Raw genomic sequence first — 18,590 nt, 5'->3', positions numbered from 1 at the left:
CGAAAGGGAGACGACAGATGCAGCTTGAAGGCAAGACAGCCATCGTGACCGGCGCCGCCAGCGGTTTTGGCGAAGGGATCGCACGCGCCTTTGCCGCTGAAGGGGCCCAAGTTATGGTCGCCGATATCAATGGCGCCGGGGCCGAGAACGTGGCGGCGGACATCGGTGCGGTTGCAGCCCAAGTGGACGTATCGGACAACATGTCGGTCCAAGCGCTCGCCGGACACGCACTGTCGACCTTTGGCCATCTCGACATCCTGGTGAACAACGCGGGTATCACCCACCTGCCGCAAGCGATGGAAGACGTCACGGAAGAGGATTTCGACCGCGTCCTCGCCGTGAATGCCAAATCCGTCTACCTGACGGCCCGGCACCTCGTCCCTCACTTCAAGGCGCGGCACGCGGGGGCAATCCTCAACGTGGCCTCGACCGCCGGGGTCAGCCCGCGGCCCCGGCTCAACTGGTACAACGCCTCCAAGGGGTGGATGATCACGGCAACCAAGGCGATGGCCGTCGAGCTCGCCCCCCACGGTGTGCGCGTGAATGCCATCAACCCCGTGGCGGGTGAGACACCACTGCTCAAGTCCTTTATGGGTGAGGACACACCAGAGACGCGCGAAAAGTTCCTCTCGACCATCCCCCTTGGCCGTTTTTCAACACCGCAGGACATGGGGGCCGCCGCGACGTTCCTGTGCTCCGACGCCGCCTCGATGATCACCGGGGTGGCGATGGAAGTGGATGGTGGGCGCTGTATCTGAACGCACAAAAAACATCAGTCATCCCGGCCTGGCTCGTTCGGATCACTGGAAAATAGCGCGATCTTGTTGCCTTGAGGATCGCGCAAATAGCAGACGAAGAAACGCGGCCCATAGGCGGCACGAAACCCCGGCTGACCTGCGTCCGATCCACCCGCGGCAAGAGCAGCAGCGTGCAGGTCACGCACCTGGCCCTGATTGCGCGCCTCAAACGCGACCATTGTACCATTCCCGGCCGTGGCGGCTTCTCCGTTGAACGGAGATTTGACATAAAACTCGGGATGAACGCCACGCTGACCAGGTTTCACCGGCAACGCGTAACTCAGATCGCCGTGATACTTTTCCAATGTGTAGCCCAAGGCTGGAAGGAACGCGGAGTAAAACCGTTCCGCCCGCGCGATATCATCAACACCAACAGTGACATAGGCAATCATTGGATCCGCTCCCCTTGCGTGGCCTGATATTTTGGCAACACAAACAAGTCACCAGAATACGCCAACACTCGGGAAGGGTCGACACTGGCTGGCGCAAGCACACGGATCCCGGCTCTTGTAGATGTGCCGCGTTCGGGCATGATGGCCCCAGCACAGGAGATCGCAATGCAACCCATCAACCTCGCCGTAAAACTCGCGCAATTCTCCACCCATTGGGACCCCCATGTCATTGCCGATTACAACGAAAACGAGGTGATGGTGGTCAAATTCCAGGGCGAATTCCCCTTCCACCTGCACGACGACACCGACGACTTCTTTCTCGTGCTCGAGGGCGAGATGGTGATGGACATCGAAGACCGCAGCCAGCCCGTCAAAGCGGGCGAGGTTTTCATCGTGCCCAAGGGCGTCACCCACCGTCCCCGCGCGGAAACCGAATGCAAGGTCCTGTTGATCGAACCCAAGGGCGTGCCCAACACCGGCGATCCGGCCACTGCGGCCGCGAAACCGCGGATCTAAGTTTCTTCTGACCAAAAATACCACCGCCGGAGGCAGGAAAACAAAAATGACCCCAGGCCCGCAAAACGCGATCACGGATATTGCCGGGCTCAAGGTCGGCCACGCCCAGGACGACAATCTCAAATCCGGAGTGACGGTATTGACCGCCGACACGCCTTTCACCGCGTCGGTCTCCGTCCAGGGCGGCGCACCGGGGACACGCGAGACGGAGCTTTTGGCGCCGGACAAGTCCGTCGCACAGGTCGATGCGCTGGTGCTGTCGGGCGGCTCGGCCTACGGGCTCGACGCCTGTTCGGGTGTGGTGGCGGGCCTGCGGGCGCAAGGGCGCGGCTACCGCGTGGGCAACGCCATCGTCCCGCTTGTGCCGGGGGCCATCATCTTTGATCTCCTGTCAGGTGGAGATCAGGACTGGACCGAAACCCCCTACCCGGCCCTTGGGCGTGCGGCCTATGACACCACAACGCACAGCACACCAATCGGCACGGTCGGCGCCGGAACAGGGGCCATGACGGCAATGATGAAGGGGGGCCTCGGCACCGCGTCCATGACCCTCGACACCGGGATCACCGTTGGCGCGATGGTTGCCGCCAACCCCATGGGCAGCGTCACGACGCCGGGGGACAGGCACTTCTGGGCGGCACCGTTCGAGATTGCTGGTGAGTTCGGGGGGCTCGGCCCGGACACGGCATCGGGGCTCGGCCGGGTCCATGACAGCCGCAAGACAACGGCCATGATGGAACACGCCAACACGACCATCGCCATTGTCGCGACGGACGCCACGCTCGACAAGGCGCAATGCCAACGGGTGGCCATCGCCGCCCATGACGGGATCGGGCGGGCCTGCGTTCCGGCCCACAGCCCCGGCGACGGCGATCTTGTGTTCAGTGTCTCGACCGGCGCCCGGCCCATGACCGCGCCCCACGACCTGACCCTGATTGGCCATGCCGCAGCACTCTGCCTAAGCCGTGCCATCGCGCGCGGCGTTTACGCAGCGACCCCGGCCCCGAACGACCTGCTGCCAACCTGGAGCCAGCTCAATGCCGACACTTGAGCGCGACGACATCGCCCTGCACTACGAAGTCGCCGGACAGGGCCCGCCGCTTCTGATGTTGGCGGGGTATATGTCGGACCACGCCAGCTGGACGCCCCTGGTCCCGCTGCTGCGGGACCGGTTCACATGCGTCATGCCAGACAACCGCACGACCGGGCAGACCGCCCCGTGGGATGCGCCCGTCAGCATCGACCTGATGTGCAAGGACGCGCTGGCGCTGATGACCCACCTGGGGCACGACCGTTACCACGTGATCGGCCATTCCATGGGCGGGATCATCGCGCTGCACATGGCCCAGGAAGTGCCGGAGCGCATGGCCTCGACCCATATCGCGGCCTCCGCACCCGTGCGCTTGCCCCGCAACACCGCGCTCTTCGCGACGCTTATCGCGATCCGGCGCAGCAACGCGCCCGAAGACACTTGGCTGCGGGCCCTTTTTCCCTGGCTCTTCAATCCGCGCGTCTATCACGACCCCGCCGCGGTGGACCAGGCCGTGGCCGACGCCCTTGCCTACCCCCACACGCAATCCGCAGACGCGATGGAGCATCAGCTTACCGCCCTGCGCGGCTTTGATGGCACGGCACTTGCCAGCCCCACTTGCCCCACGCAGGTGCTGATCGGCGCGCAGGACCTGATCGTCCCGCCCGACCATGTGCTGGCCGTGCTCAGCCACCTGCCGCATCACATCCTCGAAGGCGCCGGGCATTCCATCCACTGGGACGCACCGGATCAGGTCGCGGCCCTGTTGCGCGCCTATGCCGCCAAACACCCGATCTGAAGGAGGCACCATGCAAGACCTCTATGGCCTGCCCATCACCTGCACGCGCGACGGAACCCGCGAGGGGATCGACGATTTCGTACACGGCTTCATCAGCTTCCAGACCAAGGCGGCGAACATCCTCACGGCGGCGAAAAACGACCCCGAAAACGGGCTCGCCAACGCCTATGCCGCCATCCTCTACATGCTGCTCGAAGCGCCCGCAGCCCCCAAGCTGGCGCAACCCTTCCTCGACAATGCACGACACGCAACCGACCTCACCCCGCGCGAACAGGCCGCTGTCGAAGCCGCCCGCCTGTTCGTCGCGGGCGACATCCCCAAACTGATCGAGCTGTGCGAGGCGACGGTCAGCGCCTATCCCCGCGACATGGTCATGCTGAAGCTGGGCCAGTACCACACGTTCAACATCGGCGACTTCCCCGCCATGCTGCGCATCGCGCAAAAGGCTCAGCCCGAGGCGGAGGACATCGCTTACGCCCACGGCATGCTGGCATTCGGGTTCGAAGAATGCCACCTGCTCGACGACGCCGAGGCGGCAGCGCTTCATGCGCTCAGCCTCGACGCAAGCGAGCCCTGGGCGCATCACGCGCTGGCCCATATCTACCTCACCCGCGGCCAAGTGGCGCAAGGTACAGCTTTCCTGGAATCCGTCGCCCACCACTGGGCCGACCTCAACAGCTTCATGCACAGCCACAACTGGTGGCACCTCGCGCTGTTCTACATCTCCGCCGGACGGATCGAGGACCTGCTGGCGGCCTACGACAGCCATGTGTGGAACCAAAACCGGGACTATTCCCAAGATCAGGTGGGCGCCGTGTCCCTGCTCGCCCGGATCGAGTTCGCGGGGGTCGATGTGGGCGACCGTTGGCAGGACGTGGCGGACCATATCGCAAAGCGCGGGGCCGACACGACCAGCCCATTCCTGACCCTGCAATATCTCTACGCCCTGGGCCGCACATACAGGCCTGAAAGCGAAACGCTGCTCAAGGCCATCGAAGCCCGCGCCGGGGACGAGAACAGACACGACTGGCAGGTCTGGCGCGATGTGGCGCTTTGGGCTGCCCACGGCATCGCCGCCCACGCAGCAGAAGACTACGAAGACTGCATCCGGTTTCTGGGCAAGGCCCTGCCGCGCCTCTCCGAATGCGGGGGCAGCCACGCGCAGCGCGACCTGTTCGAACAGATCCACCTCGACGCACTCATCCGCGCGGGACGCACGTCACAGGCTCAGCAGGTGCTGGAAATGCGCCGCACGTTCGACCCCGAGGGCGTACCGCTCAATGCGATGCTGGCGGATGTCTACGAAAAGTCCGGGCTCCCCCAACAAGCTGCCGACGCGCGGGCACGTGTTTCTTCTGACTGAAAATACCACCCCGGAGGGTCCAACAGCTGATGTCGGGAGCCTCCGGCGGGCATATTTGTCGGAACAATGAAGCTCTATTCGCCTGCGATCAGGTCAACCACGTTGGTCTCGGTCCTACCCATCGCGTCACGCACCGTATTGACAATATCCTCGGCCGTCAGGCCTGCGTCAGCATACATCTCGTCCGGGCTGGCCTGGTCGATGAAACGATCGGGCAAATGCAGCGTACGCACTTTCAGCCCCTGATCCAGCAGCCCGTCCGCGGCCATCGCCTGCAACACCATGGCGCCAAAGCCGCCCATGGCGCCTTGTTCGACCGTCACCAACAGATCGTGCTTGGCCGCCAGCGCCCGGATCAATTCCATGTCCAGCGGCTTGGCAAAGCGCGCATCGGCAATGGACACCGACAGCCCCTCGGCCTCAAGCCGCGCAGCGGCGCGTTCGCAGGCATCCAGATGGGTGCCCAGCGACAACAGCGCCACGTCCTCACCCTCCTGGATCATCCGGCCCTTGCCGATCTCCAACACCTTGCCCTCTTCGGGCATCTCCACCCCGCGCCCATTGCCGCGCGGGTAGCGAAAGGCGATAGGTCCGCTGTCATGCGCGGCAGCGGTGGTGACCATATGCACCAACTCTCCTTCATCGGCGGCGGCCATGACCACGATGCCGGGCAGCGACGCCAGATAACCGATGTCGAAGGACCCCGCATGGGTCGCCCCATCGGCGCCCACCAGGCCGGCCCTGTCGATGGCAAACCGCACCGGAAGACCCTGCAACACCACGTCATGCACCACCTGGTCATAACCGCGTTGCAGGAAGGTCGAGTAGATCGCGCAAAACGGTTTCAAACCGCTGGCCGCCATTCCGGCGGCAAAGGTCACGCCATGCTGCTCGGCAATGCCCACGTCGAACACACGCGCCGGGAACCGATCCGCCATCTTGTTCACACCCGTGCCCGAGGGCATGGCCGCAGTCACGGCCACGATGGACGGATCCTTCGACGCAAGATCCGTCAATGTCTCCCCAAACACCGACGTATAGGAGGGCGCATTGCTCTTGCCCTTCGATTGCTCGCCGGTCTCTACATCAAACTTGGACACGCCATGATACTTGTCAGCGGACCCCTCGGCGGGGGCATAGCCCTTGCCCTTGACCGTACAGGCGTGGATCAGCACGGGGCCCGTCGCCCGCGTCCGGGCCGCGCGCAGCACGCCCAGAACCTGCTCCATGTTATGACCATCAATCGGCCCGATATAGTCAAATCCCAACTCTTCAAAGAACGTGCCGCGGCTTTCCACCCCCGTCACCATCTCGCGGGCGCGGCGGGCGCCATCGCGCATCGGCTTGGGCAGCGCGGCCTCCATCCCCTCGGCAATGGCATGCAGCGGGGCAAAGGGCGAATTGCGGCTGAGGTTCGACAGATAGGTGCTCATGGCCCCCGTGGGCGGCGCGATGGACATCTCGTTGTCATTCAGGATCACGAACAACCGCCGCCCCTCGTGGCCTGCATTGTTCAACGCTTCATAGGCCATGCCGGCAGAAATCGAACCGTCGCCAATCACGGCAACCGCATCGCCTGTGGGCATCCCCATATCGCGAGCGACGGTGAACCCAAGCGCCGCAGAAATGGAGGTTGAGGAATGCGCCGCGCCAAAGGGATCAAAATCGCTCTCGGCCCGCTTCGTGAACCCGCTCAACCCGTCCTTCTGGCGCAGGGTGCCCATGCGGTGGCGGCGGCCCGTCAGGATCTTGTGAGGATAACACTGATGACCCACATCCCAGATCAGCTTGTCGCGCGGAGTGTCGAACACGGCATGAATGCCAACGGTCAATTCGACCACACCCAGGGACGATCCCAGATGGCCGCCTGTCCGGCTGACCGCGTCAATCACATCGCTGCGCAACTCGGTCGCAAGCTGCGTCAGTTCCGCATCGCTGAGCCGTTTGAGGTCGGCAGGCCCCGCAACCTTGTCCAGCAGGGGTGTCTTGGTCGTCATGTCAGTCATTGCGCACATCCTCCACTTGCGGCCCCGCCCGCCTTGCCATGCGGACCCCCGGGGCGAAAAGGCGCCGTGCCTGAACGCATCAAGCACGACGCCAGGTTCCTGTAGCCAACAGGAAGGGAACCGGGATCAACGATCCCGCACGTGGGTCAAGGAAGCCGATGACCCGCGCCTGGCGTCACAGGGGCAAAGAGATCCGCCCCTGTCACATCTTGGTGCGCCCGGATCGGGCACAGGTCGTAAGGCGGAGGTGTCCTCCGCCAAACACATCACTCGTAAACAGGCGCTTCGGTCGTCGCCAGTTCCGGCCAGTCGGCAATCACGTTCATGCCCTGAAGCGGACGCTGATACCCTTTGTGGCATGTCTTGCACGCCGCCTTGGGCGCGTCGGCAAAGATCGGACCCAAACGCTCCGGAGGATACGTGTCCTTCAGCGGGATCAGGTATTCCTGGTTCATCTCGATCACCATCTGGCGGCCCAACTGCGCGATACCCCATTGCGGTGTATATTGGCCGGGGTCATGGAAGGCGCGGCTGTTGTGGCAGAACACGCAGTTCACACCCAGCGAGTTCGAGAAGTAATTCATCAGCGAATAGGTCATCTCGGTCTTCTGGATGGTGGCGATACCCTCGTCGATACCCGGCACACCGGCCACGCGGCTGTCCAGATCGTGGACATTCACTTGGCTGTCGTAGTCGGTCAGGTAAACCTCCAGCGCCGATGACGGCAGAGAGGTCGACTGGCTCATCGCCGTCGCACGGTTCTGATCCGCCGCCCAGCCGCTGACATTCTCGTTCACCGGCGTGACATTGAACCAGATGTTGCTGGGCACATGCTCACCGCGGTGGCAGGTGTAGCAGTTCACGCCCACCTCTTCGATCGCGTTGACGTGACCCGACCAGTTCTCGTTGATGTTCTGGGTCATCTGGATCATGCGGCGGCTGACCACCTTGGTATAAAGGTCATCCGCGCCATATTCCGAGATATCGACATCACCGTGGCAATAGGCACAGCCCTCTTCCGGTGACACCCACTGTGTGATGGCCAGCATCACGCGGTTGAAGTTGTCCTCGGTCAGATCGCCTAGCACCTGAACATTCTCGTAAATGTCCCGGGCCAGTTCCTCACCCCCTTCGGGAATGTACGGCTCCTCGGTGTAGTAGTTTTCGATATCCGGATCCGGGGCCAAACGTGACACGTTGAACTCCGGCACCGACATGCCCGTGCCACGTGGGCCGGTTTGCATGCTTTCGGTCTGGTACGGGTTGCCCCAGGTCACCACCAGCGCGGCGACAAAGACAGCGCTGCCCACGATGCCGACGGCGATGGCGGGCCCGAACACATTGGTCGGGTTGTCCTTGTTCCAGTCATTGAACCACTTGGGAAGCATGATCAGTCCTCCTGCCCGATAAAGGCTTCGTAGGACCCATAGTCTTCGTAGCCATATGCGCCGTCATACATGGGGGCAAAGTTGTGCTCTTGCGCCCAGATGAACCAGTTGTCGACAACCGTGCCGGTCAACAGGATGCCGATACCACCGGTGATCGGGGTCAGCACCGCAAACCACCAGGCCCATCGGTGAATGCCTTCCATCGTGGCGTTGAACCCCATGGTCCAGCGCCAGAACAGGGCCGCCCGTTCGGTCGCCGTGCCGCGATCATAGATCTGTTCCAACTCGCGGTCGCCGCCATAGCGGGTCACGGCCAGAATGGTGCCGCCATGCATACAGAACAGCAGGACAGAGCCATAGAGGAACACGATCGAAAGACAGTGGAACGGGTTATAGTAAAGGTTGCCGTAGCGGATCGAGAATGCCGTCGTCCAATCCAGATGCGGGAAGATGCCGTAAGGCACCGCCTCGCTCCACGATCCCATCAGGACCGGACGGAACAGACCCAGCACCAGGAACAGCCACACGGCGGACGCAAAGGCCCAGAACACGTGCTTGCCCATCTTGTGCTCGGCCGCCAGCAGGTAGCTGCGCAGCAGCCAGGTCATCACCGACACCAGCAAGAAGAAGCTGGCGATGATGTACCAGCCGCCTTCATCCAGCGGCGGCATCGACAGCCCGTACTGGGGCGACGGCGGCTCAAGCGCCAGCCAGAACAGCTGCCGGATGAACTCGGGGATCGAGTAGCCCACTTGGGACAGCATCGAGATGCCGACCATCACGAACCAGATCAGGCCCGTCGCCAGCGACACCATACCGGTCCAGCCCAGATAGATCGGTCCGATCTGCGCGTTGCCCAGCCAGCCCGCAAGGGTCGAGAACCATGGCTTGCCGACGCGCTCGCGCGTCATCTCGCCACTGTCGTCCATGCCCCATTCGGGGTTCCCCTGGACCTGAACCTGGGTGAAGATGTTTTGATATTCTACAGCCATGATCTTACCCCCCAAATCCAGCTTGATAGACAGGCAGCGGATCGGCGCCCCAGATGGGCAGGTTCAGCCACCAGTTCCACCACTCGGGCCAGCCTGCGGTCCAGACGGGGCCGGAGATGATGATGCAGATCGCACTCCAGAAACCCGCGTTGATGGCCAGCAGCCAGCCCAGACGGTGAATGCCCAGGGTGCCGATGGAATAGCCGATGAAATCCCGAAAGAACGTGTCCTCGTGATCCGGCGTCTTGGCCAGCTCGCCCTCTTCTGGGTTGGCGGCGGACAGGATCAGCGCGCCATGCAGGGCCAGCGCCAGCGTGGTCGTGAAGAAGAGCGTGACGGCCAGCATGTGGGCCGGGTTGTAGTGGAAGTGCAGGTACGCATAGCCCGTGTTGCTCACCCAATCGAGGTGGCTGAAAATGCCATACGGGAACCCGTGACCCCACGCGCCCATAAGGACAGGCCGAAAGACGACCAGCGTCACATAGGCAAAGATCGCGGCCGCGAAGCCGATGGGCACATGATAGCCCATGCCCAGCTTGCGACAGATCTCGACCTCGCGCAGCGCCCAGCTGACAAAGGCGCCGATGGCACAGATCGTGATGATCTGCCACAGCCCGCCCTCCATCAACGGGGCCATGCCCAGACCGTAACTCAGGTCGGGCGGCGCGATGTTGATCAGCCAGGGGTTGAATGTGCCCTGCTGAGATGCGCCCCAAAAAATCAGGATCGTGCCCAGCAGTGAAAAAAAGGCAGTCGTGACCCCGAAAAAGCCCACGTAGAATGGGCCGACCCAGAAGTCGAACAGATCGCCGCCGATCAGCGTCCCTCCGCGGACGCGATACTTTCGTTCGAAGGATAGCAACGCCATCTCTCTCATCTCCGCGTTTGGCGGCGCGGCCCCCCGGGGGACGTCAGCCGTCTTGTGTCGTCAGAATTGATTTGCTGCGGGCAGGCAGCGGCGCACTATTTTGCCCCGCCCGCAGCCATGTCTTGGATCCCTTCGGACCGGTCGTTACTGGGCAGCGCCTTGGGCTGCCAGCTCGAACCAGTTGAAGTGCTCCGTGCTCAGCAGGACGAGGTGAATCATCGCTGCCAGCAGGAACAGAAAGACGCCTTGCGCAACGAACACGCGGCGGGGATCAAAAATGAGCCAGATCTTGTAGAACTTTGCCATGTCTTGTCCTTACCAACCGTTCGCGAACCAGGGACGCCAGATGTACACTGCCAAGTGAGCGACAACGGCCACGGCTGTGAAAAGCCAGAGCCCGCTCATGTAGACAGCGTGCAGCTCTTGCGCCTGCTCGTCTGTGAGACCTGTGAAAGACAGGTTTTCAGCCATAGTAATTCCTCCGGAATTCAGTGCTGACGCCGCGCACCCCGCGGCCGGGTCCATTGGGGTCACCCCCTCCGGGCTCTGTCCACCTGTTGCCAGGCGTCCAGTCTCGTGTCTCGGCAGGCGCACACAGGCCGAGGACGTTTTTGGGTCCGCACGGATGCGGGCCCGAAAATTGATATGTCGCCGCCGCGATCACGCGTTGAAGATCATCGGCGTGATGATCCGCGCCTGGGTCCAGGCCCGTGCCATCGGGCCCTTGTCGGTGAAGCTGCGCGACTTCAGCGCAGCCAGCGCCCAGGTCAGGCACGCCAGCGGCAGGGTCGCCACAAAGATGATCGCGAAGTAGACCATGAACTCGGTCTTCTCCCCGCTGCGCTTCCGCGGCGTCTCGGTGACCACGTTCGATGTCATGTCAGTCATGCTGTTCCTCCTTCGGAAACGTCGTCTGACGACCCGGCGAGGGCCGGTTCGTTAATCTCTGCCGGTCCCGCCAGGGCGGGATCGAGGGCGCGCACGGTTTCGATCACGACCCGGTCCGCACCCGCCGCAAGGGCTGCTTGCTCAGCCGCATCGCGCAGGGTCTTGGCCGCGGAAATCCGGGTCAGGATGGGGTGCTGCTCGACAATCTTGTCGAGCATGGCCTGCGCATCGGCATCCCAGGGGAAGTCGCGGCGCAGGGTCGTCGGGGTTGCTTCGGCCGCATCCATGTCGGTGGCCAAAGGCAGAATGTGAAACAGCGCGTCAAACAGGCCGTTGCAGACCTCCTGAATGACATAAGTCGCACCCGCATATCCCATAAACGGGGTCCCTGTGGCCCGCCGAATGGCAGCACCCGGGAAAGAGGCGGGGATAAATGCGGGGCTGGGCCCATGCCCACCCTTCAACTCGGCCAGATACATCTTTTCATTGATGGACCCGAACACGACAAGGGGACGCTTCTGGCCCATCCAGGCGCGCACTTCCTCGTTGTTGGTCTTCTTGCCGGCCACCCGAGCGGTGGCAAAGGCACAGGGCAGACCAAGGTCATCCTCAAGGAACAGACGCAGCCCGCGGGCATAGGTCTCGTTCGCGACCACGGCAAAGCTGGCCGTGGCAAAGAAATCCTGCGTCACGGACCGCCACAGGTCCCACACAGGCTTCAGCGTCGAGTGTTTCTCGCGCTGGATAAAGGGTTCGGGGTCGAGGCCCACCAAGGTCCCCAGTGCGCGCAGGAACTTGGTGGTACTCTCGACCCCTATCGGGGCTTGTAGATACGGCTTGGCAAGAAGCTCGCACAACCCGCGCCCGAACTCGCGGTACATGCAGATGTTCACATCCGCATTTACCAGATTTCGCATTTCGGCCACATGGGCGCCCAAAGGCATCACCATGTTGACCTCGCATCCGATGCCTTCGACCAGGCGCCGGATCTCGGCCAGGTCCGACGGCATGTTGAACGTGCCGTACATCGGACCCAGGATATTGACACGAGGCTTCGCACTTTCCTCCCGCTTGGCCTCGCGGGGCATCCGACCCTTCGTCATACCGAACTCGGTAAAGATCCAGGTCATGGCCCGGTCTGCTGCTTCCCACTGATCTTCGTCGATGGTGCGTGGCAGAAATCTCTGAATGTTGGTGCCCTGCGGCGTGACGCCGCCACCGATCATCTCGGCAATGGACCCGGTCACAACAACCGCAGGCAGCGCCGGATCAAGCGTTCCCCAGGCGCGCTTCATCGCGCCCTCGGTCCCGTCGCGGCCCAGTTCTTCCTCACCCAGACCGGTGGTCACGATGGGCAACTCATGCGGCGGCAGCGCGTCGGTGTAGTGCAGAACGGAGGTCACCGGCAGGTTTTCACAACCCACCGGGCCGTCGATGACGCATTGCAGGCCTTTGACGGCACAGAACGCATAGACCGCGCCCCAGTACCCGCCCGCCCTGTCATGATCCATGATCAGCATGGGGCACCGCCAATGGTGCGCATGAATGCACACCCTACGTAGGGTGCGCACTTGCTGCGCACCGCGCATCCGTATGTCACCCGGCACCGCATCAGATCATCTCCGCCGCCTTGGCGGCCTTTGCCTGACGTTCCAGCTTCTTGGCGTTCTGCGCCCGGAAATCGGGCCGCAGATTCGGATCGCCTTCCCAGACACCAGCGGTGTCACCGGTCCCAACGCCCTCAAAGAATTCACGCATGTGATCCATGCGCCCCTTGTTGGCGATAGCGGCATTGATGACCTGCGCCAGCGACCCCGCACCGGCCGGTCCCATCAAGGGCCGCGCCGAAATCAGGTTGGTGAAATACAGCCCTGGAACACCCAGCTCCTTGGCCTTCTGCACCACGGGTGTCGTGCCGATGGCCAGATCCGGCTGCACTGCTTCCATCGCCGCACAATCATCTTCCAACGACGCGCGGAATTTCACCTTCACGCCCTTGGCCTCAAGCCACGCCTGATCCTCAGCGTTCCACGGCGTACGCGGACAGGCGGTGCCGACATAAGGCACCTCAGCCCCGCTTTCGATCAGCAGGCGGGCCACCAAAAGCTCAGACCCTTCATAGCCGGAAAGGGTAATCGTCCCCTTGATCGGCATCGCCGCCAGCGCGCCGGTGATCGCGGGCAGCACAGCGTTCTGCGCCTCGGCGATCTGGTCGACGGAACAACCATGGGCCTCGCCAATCGCCTTTAACCAGGCCGCCGTGCCATCGCGGCCCACAGGGGCCGACCCGACAACAGGACGCCCAGCCGCCTGAAACTCACGCACCGCCGCGGTATAGAAGGGATGCACCGCCGCCACGACGGCACTGTCCAAAGCCGCGTAAAGCTCGCGCCACTCACGACATGGCACAACAGGCCCCGCCGCAAGCCCCAAGGGCGCGAGCATTTGCCCGATCATCATGGGGTCTGCCGGGAACATCTCGCCCAGCAGCGCCACGGTCGGGCGATCAGACTTCCCACCCACGGGGGCCGCCACCGGCCCCGCTGTCGCTTCAGCGCGGGCATAGTTCAGCATGGCCCCAGCCAGAACATCTTTGGCTTCGGCATGAGTGGGAATACCAAATCCGGGCACGTCGATCCCGACGATCCGGACACCATTGATTTCGTTCGGCAACAGCCGCAACGGCACGCCCGACGCGGTGGGAACACACAGGTTCGTCACCACGATGGCGTCATATTTGTCGGGGTCGGCAAGATCATGGACAGACTCGCGAATGTCCTCGAACAGCTTGCCGGTCACCAACGTCTCTGAATTGAAGGGCACATAGCCAACCGACCGCCGCGCGCCGTAGAAATGGGACACGAATGTCAGCCCATAGACACAGCAGGCCGACCCGCTCAGCACGGTCGCCACCCGGCGCATCCGCAAGCCGACGCGCAGCGACCCAAAGGCTGGGCACATGCTTTGCGGCTTGTCATGCGGCCCTTGCGGGTAGTCTTCGGCAAACTTGTCCAGCATCTCGGAGTTGCCCGCCATGCGGGCGGCCTTCTCCATCTCGGAGCCGGAATGGCAGCCAAGACCATCAACAGGGGCGTCTACGGCGGGCATCTCAGCCTCGCGGGGATGACCCTTTGTCACCTCGACGTCGTCCGCCGCGTCATATGTGACCTTGGTGCTCAACGCTCACCCTCTTTCAGATCGCTCAGCACTGCGTAACACTGCGCAACAAGGTTCTGCGTCAGCTGCACTTGCTGCCTGCTTTGGGCCAGAACATCGGCACTTCCCTCGGTCAACGCATCCGTCGCGCGCGCCGTTGCGTAGCTTGCAGCCAATGTCCTTTGGACAGCGTTCAAGTCATGCTTCGTCATAAACCACCTCCAGCGACGGTTTCGGCTCGGCATTCTTGCCACGCATGTCCATGTCGGTTGCAGGTTCCAGCGTGACACCGGCCCCGGTCTCGGACCCGTCGAACAGTTCCAGCAACCCATCCTGAGACAGCGGTGCGGGCCGCACGGGCGGGGCCACGGCGACGTTCTCGCCCAACTCGGCAAACAACGCGCCCCATTGCGAGGCATCGGTGCCGACAATCTGGTAATTCGCGGATTTCTTGCGCAGGTCGTCATCCTGCGGAATGCTCGCCAGCACGGGGATGTCCACCGCCTTGGCAAAGGCGTCCGCCTCGCCTGACCCGTCATCCTTGTTGATGACCAGGCCCGCGACACCCACATTGCCGCCCAGCTTGCGGAAGTACTCCACCGCCGAACAGACGTTGTTGGCGACATAGAGCGACTGCAAATCGTTGGACGCAACCAAAATCACTTTCTGAGCCATGTCCCGCGCGATCGGAAGGCCGAAACCGCCACAGACCACATCTCCGAGAAAATCCAGGAGGACATAGTCGAAATCCCAATCGTGGAAGCCAAGTTTTTCGAGGAGTTCAAAGCCATGGATAATCCCCCGGCCACCGCAGCCGCGGCCCACTTCGGGCCCGCCCAGCTCCATTGCAAACACACCGCCGCGCTTGAAGCACACGTCGCCAATGGCGACCTCTTCACCGGCCAGCTTCTTCTTCGTGGATGTCTCGATGATCGTCGGGCACGCCTTGCCCCCAAAGAGCAGGCTGGTGGTGTCCGACTTCGGATCGCAGCCAATCAGCAACACGCGCTTGCCCTGTTCGGCCATCATGTGGCTCAGGTTGGCGAGGGTGAAGGATTTGCCGATCCCACCCTTGCCATAGATCGCGATGATCTGCGTTTTCTTTGTCGCCTCGGTCGGCAGCACGTCCGCCAAATCTTCGTTGGCCTCATCCTTCAGGCGCTGATCGAAATCCTTCAGATTGGGGACGTCGCTCGCATCCGAGCGCTTATCAAGCTCGTCTTTCATAGGCTCAGTGCTCCCAATCCAAAATCATCTTCAGGCAGGCGCCATCGCTGAACGCCTGTTCGTAAGCGGCACGCGCATCGGCGGCGGGCCGTGTATGTGTGATCAATCCATCCAGCCGCAGCGCCCCGCACTCGACCAGCGCGCGGGTTGCCGCCAGATCCTCGCGGGTCCATTCAGCGGCCACGCGGAACCGCGCCTCTTTCATAAAGGCAGGCGGAAAGGCGAAACTCAGCGGCGCGGTATAGAACCCCGCCAGCACGATCTCGCCACCCTTGGCGATGCGCCCCACCAGATCGTTCAGCAGATCGCACTTGCCCGACGCATCATAGATCGACCGGTAATCGCGGCGCGCGTCATCATCAGGGTGCATGACCTCGTAACCCTGGGCACCGTCACGGCGGGCGGGGTCGATCTCCCACACCATCGGCGCGGGCGCACCGGATGCTATCGTCAGCCGCGCCAACAGCCGACCCAAAACACCGTGGCCGACAATCAGGTCCGGCACGGCCTTGTTCATCCCGGCCATCGCGTGACGGGCGGTTGCGGCCAGCGCCAGCAGCGCGCCCTCGGCGCCCAGCTGCGGGTCAATGCGGGTCACCCGCGCACTGTCGGTGATCAGTGTTTTCGCCGCACCGCCAAACAGGCCAAAGGCATCTTCGAAACAGTTGGACCCGGGCACAAACACCCGGTCGCCCGGCTTGAAGCCGGTCAGCGGTCCGGCCTCGACCACCTCACCGGCGGCCTCGTATCCGGGCACCAGCGGATAGCCCATACCGGGAAACGGGGGCATCTCACCCGACCAGAACAGCTTTTCCGTTCCGGTGGAAATCCCAGAATGCGTCACCTCGACAACCAGATCACCCGCCCCCGGCGCGGTCAGCGCCAGCGTGTCCACATCCAGATCCTTGGGACCTTTGAGAAGGACGGCAGAGGTGTCCACGATTGTCTCCCTTTGGTTGGCACTGCCGGGTCCCGCTTCTGGTGAAACAGACTCGGGACGGCAGATCGTCGCTAGATGTCATTCTAGTTAGACAACCATATGTGTCAATCAGATTAGACACATTGACAAAAATCAATGACGGGCGTCACTCGCGTCGCTGCGCCGTGACAACCCGCGTGACATAGGACCGGGCAGGCGCGCGGCTGCGAATGTCGGCAAAACCCGCCTCGGCCAACAGCGCAGAAATCTCTGCCGCAGACCGGGCACGGCCCGTCTGCATCGCCATGGTGTAGAAGGCGAAATACACATCACCGGCGCGATCCGGACGCGCCCCGCCGCCCATCGGTTCGGACACGATCAGCCGCCCACCGGGGGGCAGCGCATCATGCACTTTGGCCAGCAAGTCGCGCACCGTGTCGTCCGCATGATCGTAAAGCACGCGGATCAGCGAAATCGCATCCGCACCCTCGGGCAACGCATCTTCGCGAAAGGACCCCGGCGCAATGGTCACCCGGTCCGCCATACCGGCCGCATCGAATCGGGCCTGCGCATCGGGCACAACCGGCGGCAGGTCGAACAGGGTCATCTGCATCGACCGATTCGCCTGCCCCGCCGCTTCCAGAAACGCGCCCGTCCCGCCGCCGATGTCCAAAAGGTGTTGCACACCTTTCAGCGACACGGTCCGCAACGTATCCTCGGCCACCAGCCGCTGGCTTTGCGCCATCAGGTCGGAATAGATCGCCGCATCGCCCGCATCGACGGCACCGCCAAAGACATAGGGCCAAAACTGGCTCAGCTTCGTCTCGTCCGGCCCGCGCAACAGCGCCACCGGATCGCGCAGATCATCATAGAACGCCTTGTGATGCCGAATCATCGCCTCCAGCCCCGGCACACCCATCAGGGCGGCGCCTTTGCGGGCCAACGCAAACTTGTCGCGTTTGCGTTTGAGCAAGCCTAGGGCCGCACCGGCCTGCAACAGAACCTGCATCCGGTCGGCAGGCACATCGCAGGCCCGTCCCAACGTCTCCGCATTCTGCGGCCCCGCGCGCAACCGCCGGAACAGGTCCAGCTCGACCAAGGCCATCAGCACCTGACTTTGAACAAAGCCCTGCACCACATCGAACAGCGCTGCCCCATCGGCCCGCGCCCGTGATCGCGTGAGTGGAAACTTACTGGCCCAGCTTTGAAAACCCGGTCGCGCGACCAGTCGGTTCAACCAACCGCCACGCCACGCGGGCAGGTCCTGGGCCTCGATGGTCATTCGCCCGGCACGCGGCTTGGGGATACAACAGGCGTCAACCGTTCCGCATACATGCGCACCATCTCGGCCAATTGCGCCTCGCCACGGCAGCTTGGGATCGACGCAATCGCGCCGCCCAGAATATCCTTCAACCGGCTGATCGCCCCCTGCACGCCAAATTCAGTCACGGCATTGGGCCGCCCGTGCAAATCATCCTGCCCCGCAGGTTTGCCAAGCGTCGCCTCGTCGTACAGCGCATCGCGCAAATCGTCTGCCACCTGGAACGCCTCGCCAATCCGGGCGCCCAGTTCGAACCACGGCTCGGACTCCTGCCCGGCTGCAATCGCCCCCATCTGGGTCGCAGCGATGAACAAGGCACCCGTCTTGGCCTGATGATAGGCCGACAGGTCGACCTCGCTCTCGCTCTCCCATCCCTGCCCCGCACAGATACCGCCGGGCATCCCGGTCCGCTGGGCCAAGGTCATGATCAACTGCGCCACACGCTCGGGCGCCTGCCCCGACTGCCGGGCCAAGGTCTCGAACGCCAGCACAATCAGGCTGTCGCCCGCCAGCACCGCCAGCGGTTCAGAATACGCGCGATGGACCGAAGGTTTCCCCCGCCGCACATCCGCATCGTCAAAGCACGGCAGATCGTCATGGACGAGGCTTGCGCAATGGATCATCTCCAGCGCCGCCGCCGCCGCATTGGACACCGCTGGCCGATCATCGCCACAGGCCATCGCGACAGACATCAGAATCGTCGGACGAATCCGCGCGCCACCCGGCGCAGTCGCATAATGCAGCGCCTCCGCCAGCTTCGGCGGCGTGGCACGCCCGGCCCCCTGACCTACGGCCACAGCCTCTGCTACCGCCGTCTCGATCCGTGTGCTCAGGCCCATATGCCGCTCTCCTCTCGGATAATTGTCACGTTGGCGCTACACCAAAGTGTAAACCATACTGGACACATGATCTGTCACGAGTCAATATT

At 63.0% G+C, this 18,590-nt stretch carries 20 protein-coding genes; 5 read left to right on the top strand and 15 right to left on the bottom strand.

Translation table 11 applies throughout. The features are described 5' to 3' along the window. Positions 1-17 precede the first annotated feature (17 nt). Positions 18-758, top strand: coding sequence for an SDR family oxidoreductase (locus BWR18_RS20350; RefSeq protein WP_076630673.1), 741 nt, complete (start codon positions 18-20; stop codon positions 756-758). Between the two features lie 14 nt (positions 759-772). Here BWR18_RS20350 and BWR18_RS20345 read toward each other — a convergent pair whose 3' ends face one another. Next, complete coding sequence (locus tag BWR18_RS20345) at positions 773-1,189, bottom strand: VOC family protein (protein WP_076630672.1); 417 nt, start codon at positions 1,187-1,189, stop codon at positions 773-775. Between the two features lie 165 nt (positions 1,190-1,354). Here BWR18_RS20345 and BWR18_RS20340 point away from each other — a divergent pair, with 165 nt between their 5' ends. Genes BWR18_RS20340 through BWR18_RS20325 form a run of 4 tightly spaced genes read left to right on the top strand, consistent with a single transcriptional unit; the run spans position 1,355 to position 4,897 of the window. Then, positions 1,355-1,705, top strand: coding sequence for a cupin domain-containing protein (locus BWR18_RS20340; protein ID WP_076630692.1), 351 nt, complete (start codon positions 1,355-1,357; stop codon positions 1,703-1,705). Between the two features lie 46 nt (positions 1,706-1,751). Further along, positions 1,752-2,756 carry a P1 family peptidase gene (locus BWR18_RS20335; RefSeq protein ID WP_076630671.1) on the top strand — a complete coding sequence of 335 codons (1,005 nt, stop codon included), beginning with the start codon at positions 1,752-1,754 and terminating at the stop codon, positions 2,754-2,756. Next, a complete protein-coding gene (locus BWR18_RS20330) occupies positions 2,743-3,534 on the top strand; it encodes an alpha/beta fold hydrolase (protein WP_076630670.1) in 792 nt (263 codons plus the stop codon). The genes BWR18_RS20335 and BWR18_RS20330 overlap by 14 nt, the downstream gene beginning before the upstream one ends. A gap of 10 nt (positions 3,535-3,544) precedes the next feature. Further along, a complete protein-coding gene (locus BWR18_RS20325; protein WP_076630669.1) occupies positions 3,545-4,897 on the top strand; it encodes a tetratricopeptide repeat protein in 1,353 nt (450 codons plus the stop codon). 74 nt (positions 4,898-4,971) lie between these two features. Here the strand turns inward: BWR18_RS20325 and dxs are convergent, their stop codons facing one another. The 14 genes from dxs to BWR18_RS20255 all read right to left on the bottom strand — a co-directional run bounded on the left by dxs (position 4,972) and on the right by BWR18_RS20255 (position 18,501). Further along, on the bottom strand, positions 4,972-6,903 hold the full coding sequence (dxs, locus tag BWR18_RS20320; protein ID WP_076630668.1) for a 1-deoxy-D-xylulose-5-phosphate synthase: 1,932 nt from the start codon (positions 6,901-6,903) through the stop codon (positions 4,972-4,974). Positions 6,904-7,169: 266 nt separating this feature from the next. Continuing rightward, positions 7,170-8,291 (bottom strand): photosynthetic reaction center cytochrome PufC, encoded by a 1,122-nt coding sequence (gene pufC, locus BWR18_RS20315; protein ID WP_076630667.1) that lies wholly within the window; start codon positions 8,289-8,291, stop codon positions 7,170-7,172. 2 nt (positions 8,292-8,293) lie between these two features. Beyond that, on the bottom strand, positions 8,294-9,283 hold the full coding sequence (gene pufM / locus BWR18_RS20310; protein WP_172839436.1) for a photosynthetic reaction center subunit M: 990 nt from the start codon (positions 9,281-9,283) through the stop codon (positions 8,294-8,296). A gap of 4 nt (positions 9,284-9,287) precedes the next feature. After that, positions 9,288-10,151 (bottom strand): photosynthetic reaction center subunit L, encoded by an 864-nt coding sequence (pufL, locus tag BWR18_RS20305; RefSeq protein WP_076630666.1) that lies wholly within the window; start codon positions 10,149-10,151, stop codon positions 9,288-9,290. A 144-nt stretch (positions 10,152-10,295) separates the two neighbouring features. After that, positions 10,296-10,457 (bottom strand): light-harvesting antenna LH1, alpha subunit, encoded by a 162-nt coding sequence (pufA, locus tag BWR18_RS20300; protein WP_076630665.1) that lies wholly within the window; start codon positions 10,455-10,457, stop codon positions 10,296-10,298. Positions 10,458-10,466: 9 nt separating this feature from the next. After that, positions 10,467-10,622, bottom strand: a complete 156-nt coding sequence (gene pufB, locus BWR18_RS20295; protein ID WP_076630664.1) for a light-harvesting antenna LH1, beta subunit — start codon at positions 10,620-10,622, stop codon at positions 10,467-10,469. Between the two features lie 189 nt (positions 10,623-10,811). Beyond that, positions 10,812-11,039 carry a cytochrome PufQ gene (pufQ, locus tag BWR18_RS20290; protein ID WP_076630663.1) on the bottom strand — a complete coding sequence of 76 codons (228 nt, stop codon included), beginning with the start codon at positions 11,037-11,039 and terminating at the stop codon, positions 10,812-10,814. Continuing rightward, positions 11,036-12,559, bottom strand: a complete 1,524-nt coding sequence (gene bchZ / locus BWR18_RS20285) for a chlorophyllide a reductase subunit Z (protein ID WP_076630662.1) — start codon at positions 12,557-12,559, stop codon at positions 11,036-11,038. The genes pufQ and bchZ overlap by 4 nt, the downstream gene beginning before the upstream one ends. Positions 12,560-12,650: 91 nt before the next feature. Then, positions 12,651-14,219 carry a chlorophyllide a reductase subunit Y gene (gene bchY, locus BWR18_RS20280; RefSeq protein ID WP_076630661.1) on the bottom strand — a complete coding sequence of 523 codons (1,569 nt, stop codon included), beginning with the start codon at positions 14,217-14,219 and terminating at the stop codon, positions 12,651-12,653. Continuing rightward, complete coding sequence (locus BWR18_RS20275) at positions 14,216-14,407, bottom strand: hypothetical protein (RefSeq protein ID WP_076630660.1); 192 nt, start codon at positions 14,405-14,407, stop codon at positions 14,216-14,218. The genes bchY and BWR18_RS20275 overlap by 4 nt, the downstream gene beginning before the upstream one ends. Then, positions 14,394-15,422: a chlorophyllide a reductase iron protein subunit X gene (locus BWR18_RS20270; RefSeq protein ID WP_076630659.1), complete on the bottom strand. Its 1,029-nt coding sequence runs from the start codon at positions 15,420-15,422 to the stop codon at positions 14,394-14,396. The genes BWR18_RS20275 and BWR18_RS20270 overlap by 14 nt, the downstream gene beginning before the upstream one ends. A 4-nt stretch (positions 15,423-15,426) precedes the next feature. After that, positions 15,427-16,362, bottom strand: a complete 936-nt coding sequence (gene bchC, locus BWR18_RS20265) for a chlorophyll synthesis pathway protein BchC (RefSeq protein WP_076630658.1) — start codon at positions 16,360-16,362, stop codon at positions 15,427-15,429. Positions 16,363-16,507: 145 nt separating this feature from the next. Next, positions 16,508-17,623, bottom strand: a complete 1,116-nt coding sequence (locus tag BWR18_RS20260) for a methyltransferase (protein WP_172839435.1) — start codon at positions 17,621-17,623, stop codon at positions 16,508-16,510. Next, the gene (locus BWR18_RS20255; protein ID WP_076630657.1) at positions 17,620-18,501 is read right to left on the bottom strand and encodes a polyprenyl synthetase family protein; all 882 of its coding nucleotides are present in this window, start codon (positions 18,499-18,501) and stop codon (positions 17,620-17,622) included. The genes BWR18_RS20260 and BWR18_RS20255 overlap by 4 nt, the downstream gene beginning before the upstream one ends. Between the last annotated feature and the right edge of the window lie 89 nt (positions 18,502-18,590).

The sequence above is a fragment of the Tateyamaria omphalii genome (assembly GCF_001969365.1).
GTDB lineage: Bacteria > Pseudomonadota > Alphaproteobacteria > Rhodobacterales > Rhodobacteraceae > Tateyamaria > Tateyamaria omphalii_A.
The sequence above is the reverse complement of the archived record's forward strand: the minus strand, read 5'-3'. Positions and strand labels throughout refer to the sequence as shown.

Excerpts from the sequence above, each read along its gene's own strand:
- BWR18_RS20350 (WP_076630673.1), top strand. The coding sequence starts at position 18 with ATGCAGCTTGAAGGCAAGACAGCCATCGTGACCGGCGCCGCCAGCGGT.
- BWR18_RS20345 (WP_076630672.1), bottom strand. The coding sequence starts at position 1,189 with ATGATTGCCTATGTCACTGTTGGTGTTGATGATATCGCGCGGGCGGAA.
- BWR18_RS20340 (WP_076630692.1), top strand. The coding sequence starts at position 1,355 with ATGCAACCCATCAACCTCGCCGTAAAACTCGCGCAATTCTCCACCCAT.
- BWR18_RS20335 (WP_076630671.1), top strand. The coding sequence starts at position 1,752 with ATGACCCCAGGCCCGCAAAACGCGATCACGGATATTGCCGGGCTCAAG.
- BWR18_RS20330 (WP_076630670.1), top strand. The coding sequence starts at position 2,743 with ATGCCGACACTTGAGCGCGACGACATCGCCCTGCACTACGAAGTCGCC.
- BWR18_RS20325 (WP_076630669.1), top strand. The coding sequence starts at position 3,545 with ATGCAAGACCTCTATGGCCTGCCCATCACCTGCACGCGCGACGGAACC.
- dxs (WP_076630668.1), bottom strand. The coding sequence starts at position 6,903 with ATGACTGACATGACGACCAAGACACCCCTGCTGGACAAGGTTGCGGGG.
- pufC (WP_076630667.1), bottom strand. The coding sequence starts at position 8,291 with ATGCTTCCCAAGTGGTTCAATGACTGGAACAAGGACAACCCGACCAAT.
- pufM (WP_172839436.1), bottom strand. The coding sequence starts at position 9,283 with ATGGCTGTAGAATATCAAAACATCTTCACCCAGGTTCAGGTCCAGGGG.
- pufL (WP_076630666.1), bottom strand. The coding sequence starts at position 10,151 with ATGGCGTTGCTATCCTTCGAACGAAAGTATCGCGTCCGCGGAGGGACG.
- pufA (WP_076630665.1), bottom strand. The coding sequence starts at position 10,457 with ATGGCAAAGTTCTACAAGATCTGGCTCATTTTTGATCCCCGCCGCGTG.
- pufB (WP_076630664.1), bottom strand. The coding sequence starts at position 10,622 with ATGGCTGAAAACCTGTCTTTCACAGGTCTCACAGACGAGCAGGCGCAA.
- pufQ (WP_076630663.1), bottom strand. The coding sequence starts at position 11,039 with ATGACTGACATGACATCGAACGTGGTCACCGAGACGCCGCGGAAGCGC.
- bchZ (WP_076630662.1), bottom strand. The coding sequence starts at position 12,559 with ATGCTGATCATGGATCATGACAGGGCGGGCGGGTACTGGGGCGCGGTC.
- BWR18_RS20275 (WP_076630660.1), bottom strand. The coding sequence starts at position 14,407 with ATGACGAAGCATGACTTGAACGCTGTCCAAAGGACATTGGCTGCAAGC.
- BWR18_RS20270 (WP_076630659.1), bottom strand. The coding sequence starts at position 15,422 with ATGAAAGACGAGCTTGATAAGCGCTCGGATGCGAGCGACGTCCCCAAT.
- BWR18_RS20260 (WP_172839435.1), bottom strand. The coding sequence starts at position 17,623 with ATGACCATCGAGGCCCAGGACCTGCCCGCGTGGCGTGGCGGTTGGTTG.
- BWR18_RS20255 (WP_076630657.1), bottom strand. The coding sequence starts at position 18,501 with ATGGGCCTGAGCACACGGATCGAGACGGCGGTAGCAGAGGCTGTGGCC.